Source organism: Variovorax endophyticus, assembly GCF_025376855.1.
Lineage (GTDB): Bacteria > Pseudomonadota > Gammaproteobacteria > Burkholderiales > Burkholderiaceae_C > Variovorax.
The window spans coordinates 127888-143788 of record NZ_JAHUTH010000020.1; the positions used below are offsets into that span (position 1 = coordinate 127888).

Annotated in this window: 14 protein-coding genes; 5 read left to right on the plus strand and 9 right to left on the minus strand. The window is 67.9% G+C overall.

Annotated elements, in window-relative coordinates; all coding sequences use genetic code 11:
• Positions 1 to 22 precede the first annotated feature (22 nt).
• Positions 23 to 868, minus strand: a complete 846-nt coding sequence (locus KV106_RS24810) for a GPO family capsid scaffolding protein (protein WP_261213037.1) — start codon at positions 866 to 868, stop codon at positions 23 to 25.
• A 162-nt stretch (positions 869 to 1030) separates the two neighbouring features.
• On the opposite strand from KV106_RS24810, the gene KV106_RS24815 reads away from it, so the two are divergent.
• From KV106_RS24815 to KV106_RS24825, 3 genes are all read left to right on the plus strand, one after another.
• Positions 1031 to 2938 carry a terminase large subunit domain-containing protein gene (locus tag KV106_RS24815; RefSeq protein WP_261213039.1) on the plus strand — a complete coding sequence of 636 codons (1908 nt, stop codon included), beginning with the start codon at positions 1031 to 1033 and terminating at the stop codon, positions 2936 to 2938.
• Complete coding sequence (locus KV106_RS24820) at positions 2935 to 3999, plus strand: phage portal protein (RefSeq protein ID WP_261213041.1); 1065 nt, start codon at positions 2935 to 2937, stop codon at positions 3997 to 3999. Before KV106_RS24815 ends, KV106_RS24820 begins: the two co-directional genes overlap by 4 nt.
• A gap of 382 nt (positions 4000 to 4381) precedes the next feature.
• Positions 4382 to 4732: a hypothetical protein gene (locus tag KV106_RS24825; protein ID WP_261213042.1), complete on the plus strand. Its 351-nt coding sequence runs from the start codon at positions 4382 to 4384 to the stop codon at positions 4730 to 4732.
• A 225-nt stretch (positions 4733 to 4957) separates the two neighbouring features.
• Here the strand turns inward: KV106_RS24825 and KV106_RS24830 are convergent, their stop codons facing one another.
• Genes KV106_RS24830 through KV106_RS24855 form a run of 6 tightly spaced genes read right to left on the minus strand, consistent with a single transcriptional unit; the run spans position 4958 to position 11889 of the window.
• Positions 4958 to 5356, minus strand: a complete 399-nt coding sequence (locus KV106_RS24830; protein WP_057593191.1) for a RidA family protein — start codon at positions 5354 to 5356, stop codon at positions 4958 to 4960.
• Positions 5350 to 7002 carry an AMP-binding protein gene (locus KV106_RS24835; RefSeq protein WP_261213043.1) on the minus strand — a complete coding sequence of 551 codons (1653 nt, stop codon included), beginning with the start codon at positions 7000 to 7002 and terminating at the stop codon, positions 5350 to 5352. The genes KV106_RS24830 and KV106_RS24835 overlap by 7 nt, the downstream gene beginning before the upstream one ends.
• Positions 6999 to 8189: an acyl-CoA dehydrogenase family protein gene (locus KV106_RS24840; protein WP_261213045.1), complete on the minus strand. Its 1191-nt coding sequence runs from the start codon at positions 8187 to 8189 to the stop codon at positions 6999 to 7001. The genes KV106_RS24835 and KV106_RS24840 overlap by 4 nt, the downstream gene beginning before the upstream one ends.
• A 4-nt stretch (positions 8190 to 8193) precedes the next feature.
• A complete protein-coding gene (locus KV106_RS24845) occupies positions 8194 to 9048 on the minus strand; it encodes an enoyl-CoA hydratase family protein (protein WP_261213047.1) in 855 nt (284 codons plus the stop codon).
• A complete protein-coding gene (locus KV106_RS24850; protein ID WP_057593159.1) occupies positions 9045 to 9524 on the minus strand; it encodes a MarR family winged helix-turn-helix transcriptional regulator in 480 nt (159 codons plus the stop codon). Before KV106_RS24850 ends, KV106_RS24845 begins: the two co-directional genes overlap by 4 nt.
• A gap of 16 nt (positions 9525 to 9540) precedes the next feature.
• The gene (locus KV106_RS24855) at positions 9541 to 11889 is read right to left on the minus strand and encodes a bifunctional salicylyl-CoA 5-hydroxylase/oxidoreductase (RefSeq protein WP_261213066.1); all 2349 of its coding nucleotides are present in this window, start codon (positions 11887 to 11889) and stop codon (positions 9541 to 9543) included.
• 187 nt (positions 11890 to 12076) lie between these two features.
• Between KV106_RS24855 and KV106_RS24860 the strand changes: the two genes are divergently transcribed.
• Together KV106_RS24860 and KV106_RS24865 are read left to right on the plus strand one after the other, a co-directional pair.
• Positions 12077 to 13348 (plus strand): SAM-dependent methyltransferase, encoded by a 1272-nt coding sequence (locus KV106_RS24860; RefSeq protein ID WP_057593161.1) that lies wholly within the window; start codon positions 12077 to 12079, stop codon positions 13346 to 13348.
• 13 nt (positions 13349 to 13361) lie between these two features.
• On the plus strand, positions 13362 to 13685 hold the full coding sequence (locus tag KV106_RS24865; RefSeq protein WP_057593162.1) for a DUF1840 domain-containing protein: 324 nt from the start codon (positions 13362 to 13364) through the stop codon (positions 13683 to 13685).
• Between the two features lie 91 nt (positions 13686 to 13776).
• On the opposite strand, the gene KV106_RS24870 is transcribed toward KV106_RS24865, so the two are convergent.
• Positions 13777 to 14796 carry a Bug family tripartite tricarboxylate transporter substrate binding protein gene (locus KV106_RS24870; protein WP_261213067.1) on the minus strand — a complete coding sequence of 340 codons (1020 nt, stop codon included), beginning with the start codon at positions 14794 to 14796 and terminating at the stop codon, positions 13777 to 13779.
• A gap of 122 nt (positions 14797 to 14918) precedes the next feature.
• Positions 14919 to 15857: a LysR family transcriptional regulator gene (locus KV106_RS24875; protein WP_261213069.1), complete on the minus strand. Its 939-nt coding sequence runs from the start codon at positions 15855 to 15857 to the stop codon at positions 14919 to 14921.
• Positions 15858 to 15901 lie beyond the last annotated feature (44 nt).

The window sequence follows — 15901 nt, forward strand, 5'->3', positions numbered from 1 at the left end:
TGCGTGGGGTGGGCGTCGACGATCAGCAGTCGGTCTTTGCCAGGCCGTTGCCGCCGTTCGCGAGCGGGCGCTTGGTGCCGTTCGGCGTGTTGTCGAGTGCCGCGAATTTGGTCTCGAGCTGCTCGACCTTGGACTTGAGATCGCTGATCGTCTGGTCCTTGGCGGACAGCTTGGCGGTGGTGGCGCTGACGTGCGCCTCGAAGGCTTCGCCCAGCTGCTCGAAGCCTTCGGCGACGGCGGCGAAGCGCGCGTCGTCGGTGCTGGACTTGACGCCGAACTTGGCCAACGCGCCGGCGATTGCGTTGCGGAACTTGTCGACCACGCCGTTGTCGGGCGCGTCCTCGATTTCGAGGGAGAACCCCTCCGCCACGGTGAAGAGGTCGTCGGGCTGTTCCTTGCGCGCAGCGAACGGGTTCGCGTTCGGGTTGCTGGCAGCGAACTGCAGCATTTCGGTGCCGAGGCTGGCGGGGTTGTCGGTGACGGCCAGGCCGATCAGATAGGCCTTGTCGGTGTCGGCGAACTTCGGCCGCACCTCGAGCGAGCTGTAGATCTTCTGGCGCTTCTTGTTGATGGCGATCAGTTCGTCGGTGGGCGAGATCTGCGCATACAGGGCGAGCTTCTTGGCACCGCCGATCTCGACCTCTTCGGTCTTGACGGCCAACACGTCGCCATAGGCGCCGAATTCGCTGCTCGGGCTGTAGCCGCGGATGTGCTCCATGTTCACGCGAGCGCCGTAGATGGTCGGGTTGTAGGAGGCCGCGATCTGTTCCAGCATCGCGCGATCGATGACGCGCCCGTCGCTGGTCGCGCCTTCGAGGGCGACGCGGAAGAACTTGGAGACCGGCTTCTTTGCTGCGGGAGTGGACATTGGTTGGCTCGCTGCTGGTTGAGGGTGATCGCGAGGGTTCGCGATGTGGCCAGCCAATGGTGTCCGCGCGCCCGTCCGCTCTCAAGCCGCCGCGCGTGTGGCAGTGGCGAGGACTGATGGACGTGGTGGCGATGCTTCGCGCGCGCGGGCAACCTCGGCGGCATGCCCCTGAAATCAGCCGCGCCCGGGCGCGCTCGCCGGACCGTTTCTGCCGCTGCTAAGTCCGCGTCGCACAAGCGTGGTCGTGCGTCGAGCGCCGCCAAGGTTGCGGCGCCTGCTGCCGTTGCTGGCAGCGTCCCCGGCGAAGAGTCGAGCCAGATTGCCACGTTGACGCCGCAGGCGCAACCCCGCACCGCGGCGCGATTCCTCTACTGGAGCGGCTGGAAGGTGAAGCAGATCGCCGAACACCTCGGCGTGCCAGCCTCGACAGTCTACGGATGGAAGGACGCCGGGAAATGGGATGACGCGCAGCCGCTCGATCGCGTCAACGGCGCCCTTGAGGTGAGGCTGATACAGCTCATCATGAAGCCGAACCCGACCGGCGGCGATATCAAGCTGATCGACCTATTTGGGCGGCAGCTGGAGCGCACGGCGCGCGTCGAGAAGTACCAGCAGACCGGGCGCGAAGGGGACTTGAATCCGAACATCGCGGCGCGCAATGCCGCGCCGAAGCGCAAGCCCAAGCGCAACGAATTCAGCGAGGACCAGATCGCGCTGCTGGAAACCAAGCTGCGCGAGTCGAACTTCCCTTTCCATCAGAACTGGTTCGATCAACAGTACCAGCGCCTGCGCGCCATCCTGAAGGCGCGGCAGATCGGGGCGACCTACTACTTTTCGCGCGAGGCGCTGCTCTCGGCCGCGAAGGAGGGGCGCAACAAGCTTTTCCTGTCGGCGTCGAAGGCGCAGGCCCATCAGTTCCGCAGCTACATCGTCGACTTCGCGAAGGAGGTCGACGTCGACCTGAAGGGGGAGAACATCAAGCTGTGGAACGGCGCCGAGCTGATCTTCCTGGGCACCAACGCCATGACGGCCCAGAGCTATCACGGCGACTTCTACTTCGACGAGTTTTTTTGGGTCCCGCGCTTCAGGCAGATCAACAAGCTGGCTAGCGCGATGGCCTCGCACAAGCACTGGCGCAAGACCTATTTCTCGACGCCCTCGGCGATGTCGCACGAGGCCTTCGGGTTCTGGACCGGCGACGACCGGAACAAGGGCCGCGCGAAGAAAGACCACGTCCGCATTGACACGAGCCACAAGGCGCTGCGCGGCGGAGCGCTGGGCCTCGATCGCAAATGGCGCGACATCGTCACGGTGGAAGACGCCGTCGCGATGGGCTTCGACCTGTTCGACATCGCCGAGCTGCGCGAGGAATACAGCCTCGACGAGTTCGCGAACCTGTTCATGTGCCAGTTCATCGACGACAGTATGTCGCTGTTCACGCTGGCGCAGATGCAGGCCTGCATGGTCGACAGCTGGGAGACGTGGAGCGACGTTAAGCCGTTTTGGGAACGGCCCTATGCGCACCATCCTGTTTGGGTCGGATACGACCCGTCGGACAAGGGCGACGCAGCTGCGCTGGTGGTGGTCGCGCCTCCGCGCGTGCCGGGCGGCAAGTTCCGCATCCTGCACCGCGAGCAGTTCAAGGGCTCTGATTTCGAGGCCCAGGCCGAGGCCATCCGCCGCATCACGCAGAAATACAACGTCGTGCATATCGGGATCGACAAGACCGGGCTGGGCGCTGGCGTGTTCCAGATCGTCGAGAAGTTCTTTCCCCAAGTGAAGGGCTACCAGTACAGCATCGAGGTGAAGCAGCGCCTGGTGCTGAAGGCGCAACAGGTCATCCACAAGGGGCGACTGGAGTTCGAAGCCGGATGGACCGACATCGCCGGGGCCTTCATGGCCATTAAGCGCGTGCTCACCGCCAGCGGCCGAAACATGACCTACGACTCGGGCCGCTCCGAAGCCACGGGGCACGCGGATCTTGCGTGGGCAACGATGCACGCGCTCGACAACGAATCACTCGCCGGCGACGTGGTCGGCGGCAGCTCACGCATGGAGATTTTTGGATGAGCAAACGAAAGGGCGGCACCGGCCGCGATCTGAGCCTCAGAACGACCGCGACTGCGGCCGTCGAGGTGTTGCCGAAAGCCAGTGGCGGCGGTGTCGTCGAAGCCTTCAGCTTCGGCGACCCGGAGCCCGTCAGCCGTATCCAGCTGCTGGACTACGTCGAAAGCATGTTCAACGGTCGATGGTATGAGCCGCCGCTGCCGTGGGATGGATTGGCGAGCGCGTTCCGCGCGTCGCCGCACCATGGCTCCGCGATCTTCCTGAAGCGCAATCTGCTCAAGGCGATGTTCGTCCCCCATCCGCGGCTGTCGAGCGCGACGTTTGGGGCCATGGCGCTGGACTTCCTCGTCTTCGGCAATGCCTACGTCGAGCAGCCGCGCGCATTCACGGGGCGCCCGCTGGAGCTGCAGCACGCGCTGGCCAAGTACACGCGCCGCGGGCAGGAGCCGGGCCGGTATTTCTTCGTGCGCGGCTGGCTGCAGGAGCACGAGTTCCCGGCCGGCTCGCTGTTCCACCTCCGCGAGGACGACGTCAATCAAGAGATCTACGGTTTGCCCGAGTACATCAGCGCGCTGCAGTCGGCCTGGCTCAACGAGGCGGCCACGATGTTCCGGCGGAAGTACTACGCCAACGGGTCGCACGCCGGCTTCATCCTCTACCTGTCGGACGCCCAGGTCAGCACGGCCGACGCGGATGCGCTGCGCGAGGCGCTGAAGGGGGCCAAGGGGCCGGGCAACTTCCGCAACCTGTTCCTGCACGCCCCAGGCGGCAAGGCCGAGGGCTTGAAGCTGATTCCGGTCTCCGAGGTCGCGGCCAAGGACGATTTCGCCGCCATCAAGAACGTGAGCAAAGACGACGTGCTGGCCGCGCACCGCGTGCCGCCTGGCCTGCTGGGCATCGTGCCAACCAATGCCGGCGGCTTCGGCAACGCGCCTGACGCTCTGGCGGTGTTCGTCGACAACGAGATCGTGCCGCTGATGCAGCGCTTTCGCGAGCTGAATGACTGGGCTGGCGAAGAGTTGGTGCGGTTCAACGTGCCGGCCAGGCCGACCAAACCGGCCTGACGCCTCATCCTCCATCCCCAAGGGCGCCCGTGGCGCCCTTTTTTTCGTCCCGGTGGTCTCCGCGCCCTGCCTCTGGCATCCCGGCGCCTCCACGGGCCCGCCAGGGCCATCGGCGGGGCTGCTGTGGGCCCCAGGGTGCCCGGCCGCCCAGCGGGCCGCCCCTGCCCGCTGGCGCGCGGTCTAGCCCCCACCGAGCCCGCGCGCTTCGGGTAGCGATTTTTACGAGTCGCATGAGGGTCTTTTTTAAGCATGCGCTCCCTGGGAAGCACGCCTGATCCTCGTGCCGTTTTCGTTATGCGAAATTACGGTGTTTTGTGCTGGATCTGACCCTGGCGACGTGCCGCCGTGCTACGGTATGACTCTCTTACAAGTTGGAGCATGGATGATCAAGATTGACATCGAAGACTGCAAGATGAACAGCGTAAGCACGGTCGTGTCAGCGCCTGCGAATATCGGAGAAATGGCGGTTCGAGCTGTGGGCACCGACTTTGGCAACGTCGGCACCATGTTCGATTTCCGAGATGTGACATTGTTCTTTGATCGGGAAGGTCTGCCGCTAGATACGCCACCAGAGGTGCTGCACGAGGCGCTGGCTCTCTTGATCAGCGTGAAGGACCGTCCTGTTGAAGAGCGCAAAGAGGTGTTGCGCGGTTCCAAGCTCGCAGAAATTCTGGGCGGCGCAGCTAGCCTGGCTACGATCTATTCCACGCTTGCCCCTCTCCTTTGGGGTTGACCTCGCGCAGGGTCAGCGTCGGGAACCTGTGTTGACGATCTGAACGAGTCTCTCCTGTCCAAATCCCCCTCGCGCAACCACATTGAGAAGGGTCTTTCGGAAACGAAAGACCCTTTTTCTTTTCCCGCTGCGGATTCGCAATCGCGTTGCAACAACGCAAAGCGCACGCCCAAAAGAAAAGCCCTCGCGAGAGGGCTTTGTCGTTGATGGGGCGAAGTGCCTTCGTCAGTCCGGTACCACCGCCGTGACCTCGATCTCGATCTTCGCGCGCGGCTCCACCAGCGCCGCGACCTGCACGCAGGTCATCGCCGGGAAGTTGCGGCCCATCGCATCGCGGTACACCGGGCCGAGCTCGGCGAGCCGACTGCTGTACTCGTCGCGGTCGACCACGTACCAGGTCATGCGCACCATGTGCTCGGGACCGGCACCGGCCTCGCGCAGCACCTCGACGATGTTGCGCAGCGCCAGGCCGCATTGGTCGATGAAGTCGTCCGACTCGAACTGCTGCTGGGCATTCCAGCCGATCTGTCCGCCGACGAACACCATGGTGCCGCGCGCCGCGACGCCATTCGCATAGCCCTTGGGGGGCAACCAGCCTGGAGGCTGCAAGAGTTTGATCATGATGTGGTGGACCTGTTGTCTTCGGTTTGTCTCAGTTTGAAGCGTTGCAGCTTGCCCGTTTCGGTGCGTGGCAGCATGGACACGAACTCGATCTCGCGCGGGTACTTGAACGGCGCGATCGTGGCCTTCACGTGGTCCTGCAGCGCCTTCACGAGGCCGGCATCGCCGGTCTGCCCGGGCTTCAGCACGCAGAAGGCCTTGACGATCATGCCGCGGTCGGCATCGGGCTTGCCGATCACGCCGCATTCGGCCACGGCCGGATGCTTGAGCAGCGCATCCTCGACCTCGGGGCCGCCGACGTTGTAGCCGGCGGTGATGATCATGTCGTCGGCGCGCGCCTGGTAGAAGAAATAGCCGTCGTCGTCCTGGACGAAGGAATCGCCCGGATAGTTCCAGCCGTTCTTCACGTAGTCGGCCTGCCGCGCGTCGTCGAGGTAGCGGCAGCCCACCGGTCCCTGCAGCGCCAGCTTGCCGACCGTGCCGCGCGGCACCTCGTTGCCCTCGGCATCGACCACCTTGGCGATGAAGCCCGGCACGGCCTTGCCGACGGCGCCGCGGCGCACCTCGTCGCCCGCGGCCGAGATGTAGATGTGGAACACCTCGGTGCCGCCGATGCCGTCGAGCATCTCGAGGCCGGTGGCCTCCTTCCAGAGCTGGCGCGTGGCATCGGGCAGGGCTTCGCCCGCGCTCACGCTGATGCGCAGCGTGGGCGCGCCGTGCTGCTTCACGAACGGCGCCATCTGGCGGTAGAAGGTCGGGGCGGTGTAGCAGATGGTCGCGCCGACCTCGTTGATCAGCTTCACCAGGCCTTCGGGCGTGAAGGGCGCGTCGGGGAAGTAGATCGAGGCACCCGCGTACATCGGGAACACCAGCAGCCCGCCGAGCCCGAAGGTGAAGGCCAGCGGCGGCGAGCCCACCACCACGTCCTCGGGGCGCGCCCGCAGCACGTGGCGCGGCCAGGTCTCGCACATCGCGAGCACGTCGCGGTGCGTGGTCACGGGCGCCTTCGGCTTGCCCGTGGTGCCCGAGGTGAAGGCCAGCAGCGCGATGTCGTCGGCCGCCGTGGGGCAGGCCTCGAAGATGCCGCTCTTGGCGGCCGCGCGCGCGGACAGCGAATCGGGCGCGTCGGGCCGGTTGAAGGCGATGATGTCGGCGAGCACCGGGTGCGCCTGCTGCGCGGCCACCAGCTCGTCGAGCAGCCGGCCGTCGCACAGCGCGGCCACCGGCTGCGACTTTTCGATGATGTCGCCGAGCTCCTTGGCGCGCAGCAGCGGCATGGTCGCGACGGCGATCAGTCCGGCCTTCACCACCGCGAGCCAGGCCAGCGCCATCGCCACCGAGTTGCCGCCGCGCAGCAGCACGCGGTTGCCGGGCACCAGGCCCAGGTCCTCGGTCAGCACCTGCGCGATGCGGTTGACCTGGATGGCGGCCTGCGAATAGCTGAGCGTGCCTTGCGGCGAGCGCAGCAGCGGCCGGTCGCCGAAGCCCTTGGCGGGGGCCTTGTCGAGCAGTTCCTCGACCAGGTTGAGCTGGTCGGGCAGTTGCAGTTCGGGCCGGTCGTAGCGGAAGACCGGCAGCTGCGCCGCCGGCGGCAGCCGGTCGTGCACGAAGCGGTCGACTTGGGCGGATGGAGCGGTCACGGTGTTCATCCCCGCAGTACGGATTTGCCGATGATCAGTTGCTGCACTTCCGTCGCGCCCTCGTAGATGCGCAGCGAACGGATGTCGCGGTAGAGGGCCTCGATCTTGGTGCCGACCTTGACGCCGAGGCCGCCATGCATCTGCAGCGCCATGTCGATGACGCGGCTGGCGTTCTCGGTCGCGGCCATCTTGGCCATCGCGGCCGCGGCCGACACGTCGCCCACCGGCGCGCCGCCGCGCTGCTCGGCCTCGTCGCGCATCCAGGCCGCGCGGTAGGTCAGGAGCGCCGCGCCGTCGATCAGCGCCGCCATCTCGCCGAGCCTGGCCTGAGTGAGCTGGAAGTCGGCCAGCGTCTGGCCGAACATGCGGCGGTTCTTCGCATGCGAGATCGCCTCGGCCAGCGCGCGCCGGCCCATGCCGAGCGCGGCGCCGGCCACGGAGGCGCGGAAGATGTCGAGCGTGCGCATCGCGAGCTTGAAGCCGCCGTTGAGCTCGCCGAGCTGCGCGTCGCGCGGCACCACGCAGTCGTCGAAGCGCAGGGTGGCCAGCGGATGCGGCGCCATCACGTCGATGTGCTCGGAGGTGTCGAGGCCGGGCGTGGTCGCATCGACGATGAACACCGTGATGCCGCGCGTGCCGCCCGCGGGATCGGTCTTGGCGAACACGCAGTAGAAGTCGGCGATGCCGCCGTTGCTGATCCAGGTCTTGCTGCCGTGGAGGCGCCAGCCGTCGGCCGTGGGCTCGGCGCGCATGGCCATCGCGGCCACGTCGGAGCCGGCCTCGGGCTCGCTCAGCGCGAAGGCCGCGATCTTCTCGCCCTTGCCGACCGCGCCGAGGTAGCGCGACTGCTGCTCGGGCGTGCCCGCGAGCGTGATCGCGCCGCTGCCCAGGCCCTGCATCGCGAACGCGAAGTCGGCCAGCGGCGAGTGGTAGCCGAGGGTCTCGCGCAGCAGCACCAGTGCGCGCGAATCGAGGCGCTCGAGTGCGCCGCCGGCGCTGCCGGGCACCGCGTAGCGCAGCCAGCCGCCGTCGCCGAGGCGGCGCACCCATTCGCGGCAGGCCGCGCGGTCGTCGCGCTCGTCGACCTCCTGCGCGGCGCACCAGGGCAGCAGGTCGCTCGCGAGGGCGCGGTGCGCCTCGTCGAAGAAAGGCAGCGCCAGGTGCGCGGTGGAAGGGGGCGCCGGGATCTTCGCCATGACCTCAGTCCCCGCCGAACACCGGCTTGCGCTTGGCCGCGAAGGCCTCGTAGGCACGGCGGAAGTCCTCGGTCTGCATGCAGATCGCCTGCGCCTGCGCCTCGGCCTCGATCGCCTGGTCGATGGTCATCGACCATTCCTGCGCCAGCATGGTCTTGGTCATGCCGTGCGCGAAGCTCGGGCCCTCGGCCAGCTCGCGCGCCATCTTGGTCGCGGCCTCGAGCAGTGCGTCGCTCTCGTGCAGCGCGTTGAAGAAGCCCCAGGCATGGCCTTCCTGCGCGGTCATCGCGCGGCCGGTGAACAGCAGCTCGGAAGCGCGGCCCTGGCCGATCACGCGCGGCAGCAGCGCGCAAGCGCCCATGTCCGCGCCGGCCAGGCCGACGCGCGTGAACAGGAAGGCGGTGCGCGTGGCGGGCGAGCCGTAGCGCAGGTCGCAGGCCAGCGCGATCATCGCGCCGGCGCCGGCGCACACGCCGTCGATCGCGCCGACGATCGGCTGCGGGCAGGCGCGGATCGCCTTCACCAGGTCGCCCGTCATGCGCGTGAATTCGAGCAGCTCGGGCATGCGCATGCCGGTCAGCGGACCGATGATCTCGTGCACGTCGCCGCCCGAGCAGAAGTTGCCGCCCGCGCCCGTGACCACGATCACCTTCACGTCGCTCGCGTAGTTGAGCGCGCGGAACAGATCGCGCAGCTCGGCGTACGAGTCGAAGGTCAGCGGGTTCTTGCGCTCGGGACGGTTCAGCGTGATGGTGCCCACGCCGTTGTCGTAGTGCCAGGCGAAGTGCTTCGCGGCATAGGCCGCCTTGGCTTCGAATTGCGCGTGCATGGGATTGCTCGCGCCGATGTAGTGCTTCATTCGGCCTCCGCCAGTGTCTGGCTCTGTGAGTGTTGCTTGACCTTGCCGAGCAGCTTGTGGAGCTGCGCGATCTCCTTGCCCGTGAGGCCCGCGAAGGCCTCGACGATCCAGTCCTCGTGCTGCTGCGCCATCTCGTGGAACAGCTTGCGACCGCGCGGCGTGAGCCGCACGCGCCAGGCGCGGCGGTCGCCCTCGACGTCGACGCGCTCGACCAGGCCCTCGGTCACGAGCTGGTCGGTGATGCCCGTCACGTTGCCGCCGGTCACCATCATCCGGCGCGACAGCTCGTTCATCTTCAGCCCCTCGGGCGAGCGCTCGAGCTGCGACATCAGGTCGAAGCGCGGCAGCGTGGTGGCGAACTGCGCGCGCAGCCCGTTGCGCACTTCCTTCTCGATCAGCTGCGTGCAGGTCAGCAGGCGCAGCCACAGCCGCAGCGCTTCGGGGTGTTCGGCGTGGGCGCGGGCTTCGAGGTCCATGGGGTGCCGCCGTCGTTCAGTGCGTCTCTTCGCTTTGCGCCGCGGCCATCGCTGCATTGGCGGCGGCCGCCATCTGCTGCTGCTTCGCGATCTCGCGGTACATCTGGTCGCGCCCGCTCAGGTACTGCTTCGGCCACTCGACGGCGCGGCTCTGCAGCTTGGCGGCCTCGTGCAGCGTCCAGGCCGGGTCGGCCAAGTGGGGCCGCGCGATCGCGCAGAGGTCGGCCCGGCCGGCCGCGATGATGCTGTTGGCCTGGTCGGCCTCGGTGATCGCGCCCACGGCGATGGTCGAGATGCCGACCTCGTTGCGGATGCGGTCGGCGAACGGCGTCTGGTACATGCGGCCGTAGACCGGCTTGGCGGCGCGCGTGGTCTGGCCCGAGGAGACGTCGATGAAGTCGGCGCCCGCGTCCTTGAAGAAGCGCGCGATCGCCACCGCGTCGGCATCGGTGTTGCCGCCCGGCGCCCAGTCGTGGGCCGAGATGCGCACGCTCATCGGCTTGTCCGCCGGCCAGGCGGCGCGCATCGCGCGGAACACCTCGAGCGGATAGCGGCAGCGGTTCTCGAGGCTGCCGCCGTACTCGTCCTCGCGCAGGTTGGTCAGCGGGCTGATGAAGGCCGACAGCAGGTAGCCGTGCGCGCAGTGCAGCTCGAGCCAGTCGAAGCCGGCCTCGGCCGCGCGGCGGGTCGAGGCCACGAACTGATCGCGCAGCGTGTCCATCTCGGCGCGCGTGATCGCGGCCGGCAGCTGGTTCTGTTCGCCGTAGGGCAGCGCGCTGGCGGCCAGCAGCGGCCAGTTGCCGCTGGGCAGCGGCTCGTCGGTGCCTTCCCAGCCCACCTGCGTCGAGCCCTTGGGGCCGCTGTGGCCGAGCTGCATCGCGATCTTCGCGCTCGACTGCGCGTGCACGAAGTCGACGATGCGCTTGAACGCGGCCTGCTGCTCGTCGTTGTAGAGGCCGGTGCAGCCGGGCGTGATGCGGCCTTCGGGCGTGGGGCTGGTCATCTCGACGAACACCATCGCCGCGCCGCCGAGCGCGCGCGCGCCCAGGTGCACCAGCAGGAAGTCCTGCGGCACGCCGTCGACCGCGCTGTAGGTCGCCATCGGCGAGACCAGGATGCGGTTCTTGAGCTCGAGCCCGCGCACCTTGAGCGGCATCAGCATGGGCGCGACGGCCTTGCCGCCGGCCAGCCACTGCTCGTAGCCGCCGAGCCACTTGGTGTCGCGCAGCCGCAGGTTCTCGTGGCTGATGCGCTGCGAGCGCGTGAGCAGCGAATAGGCGAACTGCTCGATCTCCATGCCGGTGTAGCGCGGCACGTTCTCGAACCATTCGGTGGAGTTGCGCGCGGCGTTCTGGATCTTGAGCACCTCGACGCTGCGGCGCGCCTCGTACTGCTCGAGCACCTGGTCGGTGCTGCCGCCGGCGGCGAATTCGTTGGCCAGGTCGATCGCGTCCTCGAGCGCGAGCTTGGTGCCCGAGCCGATCGAGAAGTGCGCCGTGTGCGCGGCATCGCCCATCAGCACCACGGGCACCGAGCGGCCGCCGACGTCGACGCGGTGCGTCCAGTGCTCGCACACCACGCGCGGGAAGCGGATCCAGTTGGCCGAGCCGCGCAGGTGCGTGGCGTTGCTGATCAGCGAGTGGCCGTCGAGGTACTTGGCGAACAGCTTCTCGCAGAAGGCGATCGCCTCGGGCTGCTCCATCCGGTCGAGGCCATGGGCCTGCCACACGGCCTCGGGCGTCTCGACGATGAAGGTCGAGGTGTCCTTGTCGAACTGGTAGGCGTGGGCCTGGAACCAGCCGTGCTCGGTCTGTTCGAAGGCGAAGGTGAAGGCGTCGAAGGTCTGGTGCGTGCCGAGCCAGACGAAGCGGCACTGGCGCAGGTCGATGTCGGGCTGGAACACGTCGGCATAGCGCTGGCGGATGCGGCTGTTGAGGCCGTCGCTCGCGATCACCAGGTCGGCCTCGTACTTCGCGGCCAGTGCCTGGTCGTCGGTCACGTCGGTCTCGAACACCAGCTCGACGCCGAGCGCGAGGCAGCGCTCCTGCAGGATGTTGAGCAGCCGCTTGCGGCCGATGCCGCAGAAGCCGTGGCCGCCCGAGCGCACCTGGCGGCCCTTGAAGAAGACCTGGATGTCGTCCCAGTGGTGGAAGTCGTCGCCGATCAGCGCGGCGGATTCGGGGTCGGCCGCGCGCAGGTTCGCGAGCGTCTGGTCGCTGAGCACCACGCCCCAGCCGAAGGTGTCGAAGGGCCGGTTGCGCTCCACCACCGTGATCTGGAGGGCCGGGTTGCGCGCCTTCATCAGCAGCGCGAAGTACAGGCCGGCGGGCCCGCCGCCGATGCACAGGATGCGTTGGAGGTCCATGGACGGGGCGTGGGCGATGCTGTTCATGGTTGAATAGTTTAGACATAAACAATCTGCTGTCAAACGGATTTACCCGCAGCACATCGGGCTCGTCCGCGCTGGCGCCGGCCGGTGTCCCCGCGACACGATCCGGGCCGCCGGATGCAACCGCATGCAAGAAGCTCGAAAAATCAATACCATGCGGCCCATGCAAAGCTTGATACCCAAGATCGAGTCGCAGCTGGCTTCGCTACCCGTGCCCGTGGCACTGGAACTGCCCGATGGGCGACGGGTTGCCGCAGCCGGTTCGCGTGTCACGCTGGCTTTTTCGGAGTGGTCGGCACTGGCCAAGCTCGCGGCCCGACAGGTGGGCGCGATCGGCGAGGCCTACGTGGAGGGCAAGGTGCAGATCGAGGGCGCCATGCGCGACCTGATCGATGCCGCCGTCGGCCTGCTGCCCGGCAACCCGGCCGAGACCGACACCGGATGGTGGAGCCGCCTGCAGCACCTGGCCAAGTCCCGCGGCTCGCATTCGCTGCGCAAGGACGCCGCCCAGATCGAGTTCCACTACGACGTCTCCGACGACTTCTACGCACTGTGGCTCGACCCGCGCCGGGTCTACTCCTGCGCCTACTACGCGACGCCCGACCTCACGCTGGCGCAGGCGCAGGAAGCCAAGCTCGACCACATCTGCCGCAAGCTGATGCTCAAGCCCGGCGAGCGCTACCTCGACGTCGGTTCGGGCTGGGGCGGCCTGCTGCTGTGGGCCGCCGAGCACTACGGCGTCGACGCCACCGGCATCACGCTGTCGCGCAACCAGCATGCGCACGTGCAGCGCCTGATCGAGGAGAAGGGCCTCACGGGCCGCGTGCGCGTCGAGCTGCGCGACTACCGCGAGCTGTCGGCGGAACGGCCCTTCGACAAGATCTCCTCGGTGGGCATGTTCGAGCACGTGGGCGCGGCCAACATGCCGACCTACTTCGCCAAGATCCATTCGTTGCTGGCGCCCGGCGGCCTGCTGATGAACCACGGCATCACCTCGGGCCAGCTCAACTACCGCCAGCTCGGCAACGGCATGGGCGACTTCATCGAGAAGTACATCTTCCCGGGCGGCGAGCTGCTGCACGTCACGCACGTGCTGCGCGAGACCGCGGCGGCCGGCCTGGAGATCGTCGACGTCGAGAGCCTGCGGCCGCACTACGCGCGCACCTTGTGGGCCTGGTCCGACGCGCTCGAGGCGCAGCTCGAAACGGCGCGCGCCGTGCTGCGCAACGGCGGCAGCGAGCGCCAGCACGCCAACGCCGAGCGCATCCTGCGCGCCTACCGGCTCTACCTCGCGGGCTCGGCCATGAGCTTCGAGCAGGGCTGGATCGGCCTGTACCAGATGGTCTCGACCAAGCCCGACGGCAAGGTCGATCACGGCACCTTGCGCGGTGCGCAATCGGTGTACCCTTTCACGCGTGATCATCTCTACAAGTGAAAGGGACACCCCCATGCTCTATCGTTTCCAGTCCAGGGCCTCGTCGGATTTCGTGATGCTCGAGACGCACGCGCGCCAGTTGTTCGACATCGTCGGCAAGTCGCCTTCCGCGCAAGGAATCATCACGGTCGAGCAGATTCCCGGGGCGATCTCGGCCATCGAGGCCGCGCTCGCGCGCGAGAAGAGCAACACCCACAACCATGATGAATTCGCGGTCGAGGACCACACCCACGACGCCGAAAAACAGCATGTGGCGCTGCACCAGCGCGCCACGCCGCTGCTGCACATGCTCAAGGAATCGCTGGCCGAAAACAAGGACGTGACCTGGACCACCTGAGTCCGGGTCGGACAACCGGCCGCGCGGCGGCCGGTTGCCGGCGCCAGCCCGCGACGGACGGGCGCTGAATCTTTACTCGGGCGGGACGCTCTCAGTCCACCTTCGCGCCCGAATCCTTCACCACCTTCGCCCACTTCACGTGCTCGCTCGCGATGAGCTTCGTGAAGTCGGCCGGCGTGCTGCCGCTCGGGATCGCGCCCTGCGCCAGCATCTTCTCCTTGATCGCCGGCGTGCCGAGCGACTTGGCGACTTCCTGCTGGATGCGGTTGACGATCTCGGGCGAGGTGCCCGCGGGCGCCAGCAGCCCGAACCACGAACTGGCCTCGAAGCCCTTGAGCGTCGGGCCGCCGGCCTCTTCCACCGTCGGCACGTCGGGCAGCGCGGGCGAGCGCTGGGCGCTGGTCACGGCCAGCGCCGTGAGCTTGCCGGCCTTGATCTGCGCCATCGACGAGGGCAGGTTGTCGAACATCACGTCGGCGTTGCCGGCCACCATGTCGAGCAGGGCCGGGCCCGAGCCCTTGTAGGGGATGTGGGCCATGAAGGTGCCGGTCATGCTCTTGAACAGCTCGCCCGCGAGATGGATCGAAGTGCCGCTGCCGCTCGAGGCCATGTTGAACTTGCCGGGGTTGGCCTTGCTGTACTTGATGAAGTCCTGCACGTTGTGGATGCCGAGCGTCTTCGCCTTCTCGGCGTTCATCTCCATCACGTTCGGCACCGCGGCCACCATGGTGATCGGCACGAAGTCCTTGATCGGGTCGAAGGGCAGCTTCGGATAGAGCGCGCGGTTGATGCCGTGCGTGCCCACCGTGCCCATCAGCAGCGTGTAGCCGTCGTTCGGCGCGCGCGCCACGATCTCCGCGCCCACGTTGCCGCCGGCGCCCGCGCGGTTGTCCACGATGAACTGCTGGCCGAAGGCCTTCGAGAGCTCGGGCGCGACCGCGCGCGCGAGGATGTCGGTGGTGCCGCCGGCGGCGAAGGGCACGACGATGCGCACCGGCTTGGTGGGCCAGGTGCCCTGTGCCCACGCGGGCGCGGCGAGCAAGGTGGTGGCAGCGATCGAGGCGGCGAGCAGCGCGCGCCGGGACGAGGAATGGAGGGGGATGGAAGTCATGCGCGCCTTTGTACAGGCGCTCGCCGCGGTCGTCGCGGGTGAAAACCCCGGCGTGGCTCATTGAAGCACCCTCGTGCTTCGCACTGCGGTGCGAGCTTGCTTGGGGCGGTCCGGCGCGGCGCTCAGCTCACCTGCATGCGCTGCGCGAACCGCTCCTCACGGAAGCGCTCGAGCACGAAGTCGACGAAGGCCCGCGTCTTCGGCGGCAGCAGCTTCTTGCTCGGGTAGTAGAGCCAGACCGCGCCCGCGTCGTGGTGCCACTCGGGCAGCAGCCGCAGCAGGCTGCCGTCGCGCAGTCCCCGTTCCACGAAGGGCATCGGCAGCATCGCCACGCCCAGCCCCATCAGCGCGGCCTGCGCGATCGCCTCGGGGTCGTTGAAGATCGCGCGCGGGCGCGGCAGCTCGACCGTGACCTCCGCCTCCTTCGCCGCGCCGCGCGCATGCCGCAAGGTCCAGCTGCGCAGCCGGCCCGTGGGCGAGGAGCGGCGCACCAGCGCGTCGAGCGCCGCCAGCTCCGAGGGATGGCGCGGCATCCGCCGCTGCGCCATGTAGGCCGGCGCTGCCACCGCCACCACGTGGATGCGCGCCAGCTCGCGCGCCACCAGCCCGGCCGACAGCTCGAAGCCGCCACCGATGGCCGCGTCGAAGCCCTCGCCGACGAGGTCGGCCTGCAGGTTGTCGAAATGCCAGTCCGGCACGATCGCCGGGTAGCGCGCGAGGAAGTCGCCCATCATCGGCAGCACGTGGGCGCGGCCGAAGGCCTGGCCCATGCTGACCTTGAGCGTGCCCGAGGGCTGGCCGTCGTCCTTGTCGATGCCGGCCACCGCCTCCTGCAAGGTGGCGAGCGCGCCGCCGATCTGCGCCAGGAAGCGTTCGCCGCCCTCGGTCAGCGTGAGCCGGCGCGTGCTGCGCTGGAACAGCCGCACGCCGAGCCGCGCCTCCAGCCGCGCCACGTTCTTGCTGACCGCGGCCGGCGTGAGCCCGAGGCGGCGCGCGGCGGCCGAGAAGCTGCCGCCCTCGGCGCTCTGCACGAAGGAGGCGAGATGGTTGAGCGGTTCCATCGTCCTATTTTCAACCAAGGGTTGAATTTGATGGGACCGATTGA

Coding starts and splice junctions, on each gene's coding strand:
- KV106_RS24855 (WP_261213066.1), bottom strand. CDS start 11,889: ATGGACCTCCAACGCATCCTGTGCATCGGCGGCGGGCCCGCCGGCCTG.
- KV106_RS24875 (WP_261213069.1), bottom strand. CDS start 15,857: ATGGAACCGCTCAACCATCTCGCCTCCTTCGTGCAGAGCGCCGAGGGC.
- KV106_RS24810 (WP_261213037.1), bottom strand. CDS start 868: ATGTCCACTCCCGCAGCAAAGAAGCCGGTCTCCAAGTTCTTCCGCGTC.
- KV106_RS24860 (WP_057593161.1), top strand. CDS start 12,077: ATGCAAAGCTTGATACCCAAGATCGAGTCGCAGCTGGCTTCGCTACCC.
- KV106_RS24845 (WP_261213047.1), bottom strand. CDS start 9,048: ATGAAGCACTACATCGGCGCGAGCAATCCCATGCACGCGCAATTCGAA.
- KV106_RS24865 (WP_057593162.1), top strand. CDS start 13,362: ATGCTCTATCGTTTCCAGTCCAGGGCCTCGTCGGATTTCGTGATGCTC.
- KV106_RS24835 (WP_261213043.1), bottom strand. CDS start 7,002: ATGAACACCGTGACCGCTCCATCCGCCCAAGTCGACCGCTTCGTGCAC.
- KV106_RS24870 (WP_261213067.1), bottom strand. CDS start 14,796: ATGACTTCCATCCCCCTCCATTCCTCGTCCCGGCGCGCGCTGCTCGCC.
- KV106_RS24840 (WP_261213045.1), bottom strand. CDS start 8,189: ATGGCGAAGATCCCGGCGCCCCCTTCCACCGCGCACCTGGCGCTGCCT.
- KV106_RS24815 (WP_261213039.1), top strand. CDS start 1,031: ATGCCCCTGAAATCAGCCGCGCCCGGGCGCGCTCGCCGGACCGTTTCT.
- KV106_RS24825 (WP_261213042.1), top strand. CDS start 4,382: ATGATCAAGATTGACATCGAAGACTGCAAGATGAACAGCGTAAGCACG.
- KV106_RS24850 (WP_057593159.1), bottom strand. CDS start 9,524: ATGGACCTCGAAGCCCGCGCCCACGCCGAACACCCCGAAGCGCTGCGG.
- KV106_RS24820 (WP_261213041.1), top strand. CDS start 2,935: ATGAGCAAACGAAAGGGCGGCACCGGCCGCGATCTGAGCCTCAGAACG.